The organism is Mesorhizobium sp. M7A.F.Ca.US.002.01.1.1, from assembly GCF_004022955.1.
Taxonomy (GTDB): domain Bacteria; phylum Pseudomonadota; class Alphaproteobacteria; order Rhizobiales; family Rhizobiaceae; genus Mesorhizobium; species Mesorhizobium ciceri.
Genome location: NZ_RZQE01000430.1, coordinates 1 through 5,108, shown reverse-complemented (window position 1 = coordinate 5,108; position 5,108 = coordinate 1). Strand labels below are relative to the sequence as shown.

Annotated in this window: 4 protein-coding genes; all 4 read left to right on the top strand. The window is 64.6% G+C overall.

Translation table 11 applies throughout. From position 1 onward, the window contains the following. The first annotated feature begins 45 nt into the window (after nucleotides 1-45). Nucleotides 46-1,116: a 2Fe-2S iron-sulfur cluster-binding protein gene (locus EN932_RS28700; protein ID WP_245483345.1), complete on the top strand. Its 1,071-nt coding sequence runs from the start codon at nucleotides 46-48 to the stop codon at nucleotides 1,114-1,116. 42 nt (nucleotides 1,117-1,158) lie between these two features. After that, nucleotides 1,159-2,280 carry an aminotransferase class I/II-fold pyridoxal phosphate-dependent enzyme gene (locus EN932_RS28695; RefSeq protein WP_127367985.1) on the top strand — a complete coding sequence of 374 codons (1,122 nt, stop codon included), beginning with the start codon at nucleotides 1,159-1,161 and terminating at the stop codon, nucleotides 2,278-2,280. Then, entirely contained in the window at nucleotides 2,277-3,803 is a 1,527-nt protein-coding gene (locus tag EN932_RS28690) for an FAD-binding oxidoreductase (RefSeq protein WP_127367984.1), read from the top strand. Before EN932_RS28695 ends, EN932_RS28690 begins: the two co-directional genes overlap by 4 nt. A gap of 22 nt (nucleotides 3,804-3,825) precedes the next feature. Beyond that, on the top strand, nucleotides 3,826-5,108 hold a 1,283-nt coding region (locus EN932_RS28685), incomplete at its 3' end, for a DUF2817 domain-containing protein (protein WP_128369248.1).

The following is a 5,108-nucleotide window of genomic DNA, read 5'->3' as shown; positions in this document are numbered from 1 at the left end:
GAATGAAGTGATGAGGGCGCTTTCGCGCACCTTCGCGACCTGAAAGTGGTCGCGAAGGTGCGCGAAAGCGCCCTCATCACTTCATTCCATCTCGAGCCGGTCGATCCACAGGACTGGCGCGACTTCCAGCCGGGCCAGTTCCTGGTGTTCCGGATTCCGGTAGCGCGGGAGGCCGCCGGCGAAAGGGGATATGTGCTGCGCAACTACAGTATCTCCTGTTCCCCAGACAGCGCTTCCTATCGGATCAGTGTGAAGCGTGAGGCAGCACCCGGGCCGGGGCTTCCCGATGGGATAAGCTCGTGCTTCCTGCATGACCGTATCGACGTCGGTGATGTGCTTCAGGCGGAAGGGCCGCGCGGCGATTTCGTGCTCGACAAGGCCAGCAACCGTCCAGTCGTGCTGCTCAGCGGCGGCGTCGGGCTGACGCCGATGGTGCCGATGCTGCATGCGTTGGCTTCGTTGCCGGACCGCCGTGCCGTCTTCATTCACGCCTGCGACAACGGCGATGTGCATGCCTTGCGCGATGAGGTGACCGGCCTGGTCTCGACCCGTCCCGGCCTGACCGCACACTTCTGCTACCGGCACCCGTCCGAGCGCGACAAGGCCGAGCAGCGCTTCCATAGCGAAGGCATGATTTCGCGGGACGTGCTGCAGCGTCTGCTGCCGATCGATGACTATGATTTCTACCTCTGTGGCCCGCCGCCGTTCATGCAGGCGATCTACGTCATGCTGCGCGAGCTTGGCGCGCCAAGGTATCGCATTGCCTACGAATTCTTCGGCCCGGCGACGCTGCTTGAGCCCGATGCAGTGCGAGTTCCCGCGGTTCCAGCGCAGCCGGCAAGGATCGAGCCGGCCGGGGAAGCGACAACCGTGGAATTTCGGAAGTCGGGCCTGACGGCCGTCTGGGATGGCTCGGCCGTATCGTTGCTCGACTTCGCCGAGAACCAAGGTCTGTTGCCGGAATTCAGCTGCCGGGCCGGCATCTGCGGCACATGCAAGTCGCGGCTGATCTCGGGCGACATCGCCTATTTCGAAGAACCGCTGGACGAGCTTGGAAGCAGCGAAGTGCTGTTGTGCTGCTCCAAGCCGCGCGGATCAGTCGTCCTCGATATTTGACAAGATTGCCGCGCGTGGGCGCGGGGAAACGGAAGTCGGGATTTGGAACAGTCGGTCAAACCAGCGTCGAGCCTGCCGCTCAATCCGCATATCGCCGCCTTGCCGCCCTACAATGCCGGCATGAACATCTCGATGGCGCGGGCGCTGAGTGGCCGCAACGATGTCGCCCGGCTGGCCAGCAACGAGAACCCGGATGGGTGTTCTCCCGCCGTCATGGCCGCATTGGCCTCCTCATCCTTCGAGCCATGGCGCTATGCCGATCCGGCCTGCACGGCGCTGCGGGCGGCGCTTGGCGAAAAACTGGCGATCGATCCTGGCATGATCGTTGCCGGCAATGGTTCCGAGGAGATGATCGCCGCCATCTCGCGCGCCGTCCTGGTGCCGGGCGCCTCGGTCGTCACCACGGTGCCGAGCTTCGGGCTGCATGAGATAGAGCCGCTGGCTGCCGGTGCCGATGTCGTCAAGATTGCGATGACACCCGAGATGGGGTTCGATCTTGCCGCGCTCGAAGCGGCGATCGCCGTTGGGCCACGGATCGTTTTCATATCCTCGCCGTGGAATCCGGTCGGGCCGGGTCTCGACCACGCTGGCCTGCGACGGCTGATCGGCGCCGTGCGGCCCGGCACGCTTCTTGTCCTGGACGAGGCCTATTTCGAATTCGCCGATCCCGGCGCGCCCGACGGCATCGAGGTCCTGCGTAACAGCAGCATCGACCATGTCGTGCTGCGCACACTTTCGAAGGCTTATGGCCTGGCGGGGCTGCGCGTTGGCTATGCCGTTTGTTCGGGCTTCGAACTGGCAAGAGTGATCGCGGCCGCCAAGACGCCGTTCAACGTCAATGCGGCAGCGCAGGTCGCCGCAATTGCGGCACTGGCCGACGAAAGCTGGATGAAGGCGTCGGCGGGCCGCGTCAGAGCCGAGCGCGTGCGCACCGCCGCCGCACTTACGGGCCTTGGTTTCCGGGTTGCCCAGTCGCAGACAAACTTCCTGTTCTTCGACTGCAAGGGCGACAGCTCCAGCGTTGCCGCCGGTCTCCTGAAGCAGGGGATCATCGTTAAGGCGTGGCGCGAAGCCGGCTACGAGCACTATCTGCGCGCCACCATCGGCTTGCCGGCCGACAACGACCGGCTGATCACGGCGCTTCAGGGATTGGCTGGGCGATGAGCGGCCACGCGTCTCCCAGGCAAACGAACTGGATCGAGCAAGCGGTGCCGTTGTCGGTTGTCGACGCGATCCGCCATGTCGTTGGCGCCTCGAATGTGCGGACCGGTGATGATGCCGGGGCGATCGACCTTGGTTCGAACGGGATGGATTGCGCCGCCGGCATCGTCGTTGCGCCTTCATCGACCGGTGAGGTTGCGGCGGTGGTGCGCATCTGCAGTCAAAATGAGATTCCGATCGTGCCGCAGGGCGGGCGGACCGGCCTGGTCGGCGGAAGTGTCCCGCGGCCGGGCGAGATCGTTCTTTCCCTGGCACGCATGAACCGGATCGAGCGGCTCGATCCGGTCGAGCGCGTGGCGGTGGTCGGTGCCGGTGTTACCCTCGAAGCTTTGCAGTCTGCCGCATTTGAGCACCGGCTGGAGCCCGGTATCGATCTTGCCGCGCGCGGTTCGGCGACGATCGGCGGCATGGTGTCCACGAATGCGGGTGGCGTGATGGCCTTTCGCAACGGGGTCATGCGCCACCGCGTCCTTGGCCTGGAGGCCGTGCTGGCCGACGGATCGGTCTATTCCGATCTGACGCGGGTGGTGAAGAATTCCGCCGGCTACGATCTGAAGCATCTCTTCATCGGTGCGGAGGGCACGCTTGGCATAGTGACCCGCGTGGTCGTCAAGCTCGACCCTTCGCCGCGAGCCACCGCCACCGCGCTTTTCGGGCTGCCGTCTGTCGAAGCGGCGCTGCAAGTCATTCGTCTGGCGCTTGAATCGGATGCGGGACATTTGCGCGCGGCGGAGGCGATGTGGACCTCGTATTTCAGCCTGGCCGCAGCCGCGCATGAATGGTCCGAACCGAGCGTGCCGCTCGACCAGACACTGTTCCTGCTGCTGTCGCTTGGCGGCGCGCGCGAAGAGGCGCTGCGCGAAGATTTCGAGCGTATCTATTCGGAAGTGATGGAGCGCTATCCTGAAGCCACCGGCATCATTGCCGGCTCGCGGCGGCAAGAGGAAGACCTGTGGCGGTTGCGCGAGGACACCGGCGTGCTCTATCGCGCCCATCCCCAAGCGCCTTCCTTCGACGTGTCGGTGCCTCTGTCGGAAATTCCGGCCTACCTCGACAGAATCCTGCCCCGGCTCGCAGCGATCGAACCGGGTCTGGCGCCCTATGTATTCGGTCACCTGGCCGATGGAAACCTGCATATCATCCTCAACCGTCAGGGTCCGCTGGCGCCTGACGTAGCGGAGGCTGCCGAGAGCGTCCTGTACCAACAACTGCGGGAGATTGGCGGTTCTTTTTCCGCCGAGCACGGTGTTGGGTCCAAGCGCATCCATTCGCTGCTGGCGACGGTTGACCCGACGAAGCTCGCCGTGATGGAGCGGGTGAAACGAGCGCTGGACGATCAGTCGATCATGAACCCCGACAAGGTGCTTCCCTCCGACGCCTGGTTTGTCCGGTCCTCCAGGCCGCTCCTTTCCGGCAATGAGCGCCGATTGCCACCTCAGAACACGAGCGATCACAACGATGAATAGCCCCACGGTGGAACGACAGGGAATGAACGGATTGACCGCAACCGCCAGCGATCCGGTGGGATCGACCATGCGCCATGATGAGCCAGCCCCCGCCTATGCCCGTGATTTCGCCGTCCTTCGCAGGAGATTTCGCGAAGCCGCCGAGCGGGCCGGCGCGGAACTGTCTGAATATGTTCATCCGCTGAACGGCCCGGATGGCGAGACGCTGGCGACGGATGTGGCGCTGCTTGGCCGCCGCGATGCGCGCAAGCTGATCGTGCTCATCTCCGGTACGCATGGTGTCGAGGGCCCGTTCGGCTCGACTTGCCAGACCGCCTGGCTCGGCCAGAAGCACCTGCGGCGCCTGCCCGGCGACACAGCCATCCTTGCCATTCACCTCATCAATCCCTGGGGTACGGCTTGGTCGCGGCGCGTCAACGAGGACAATGTCGACCTCAACCGCAACTTCATCGACTGGTCTTCAAGTGCTCCCGTCAACAACGGTTATGCCGGCCTGCACGACGCCATGGCGTATCGCGAGTGGGAGGGACCGGACCGCATAGCGGCCGACGAGAAGCTCGCCGTGGCGCGCAAAAGGCTTGGGCATGCCGGGCTGGCGGCGATCGTCGAAGCCGGCCAGTATGAGTTCGCCGACGGCATGTTCTACGGCGGTGGCGGCCCGGTCTGGTCGAACCGCACCTTGAACGAAATTCTGAAGACCTTTGCCGGCGCGGCGCGCCAGGCCATCGTCTTCGACCTGCATACCGGCGCCGGGCCTTACGGTTATCCGGCTCTGCTTTCTGTGGCGAGTTCCGAGCATGACGGCCTTGCCTGGGGCAAATCCATCTTCGGGCCGGCGCTGGCGACAGTCCTGACAGGCCAGGGCGCCAAGACCGATACCGGCATCACGGCAACGGCGACCGGCTATGTCTCCGATGCCGTCCGCAAGGCAATGCCGAACGCGCGCGTGCTGCCGCTTGTCGTTGAATGCGGCACGTTGGACGGGCCGGCTGTCATGGAAGCGGTCCAGGCCGACAACTGGCTGCATCTGTTCGGCAAGCTCGATTCGCCGTTGGGCAAGCGGATCCGCGACGCTCTGCGTTGCGCCTTCATCCCGGATGACCCAGACTGGCAACGCACCTGCCTGTCCAGCAGCCTGCGCTATTTCGATCGTGCGCTGGCGGACCTGCGAGCCGTCGAGATAACCCAGGACACCAGCAGCGAACAGACGCCGCCAACCCTTCCTGCCGTCGCGGCCGATCCGGCGCCCGCTGACAAGGCAAAGATCACCACGCCGGCCGTGCAGATCGACGAGCTTCACAAGAG

What these genes read in the sequence shown, in the direction of transcription:
- EN932_RS28690 (WP_127367984.1), top strand. Translation starts at nt 2,277, where the DNA reads ATGAGCGGCCACGCGTCTCCCAGGCAAACGAACTGGATCGAGCAAGCG.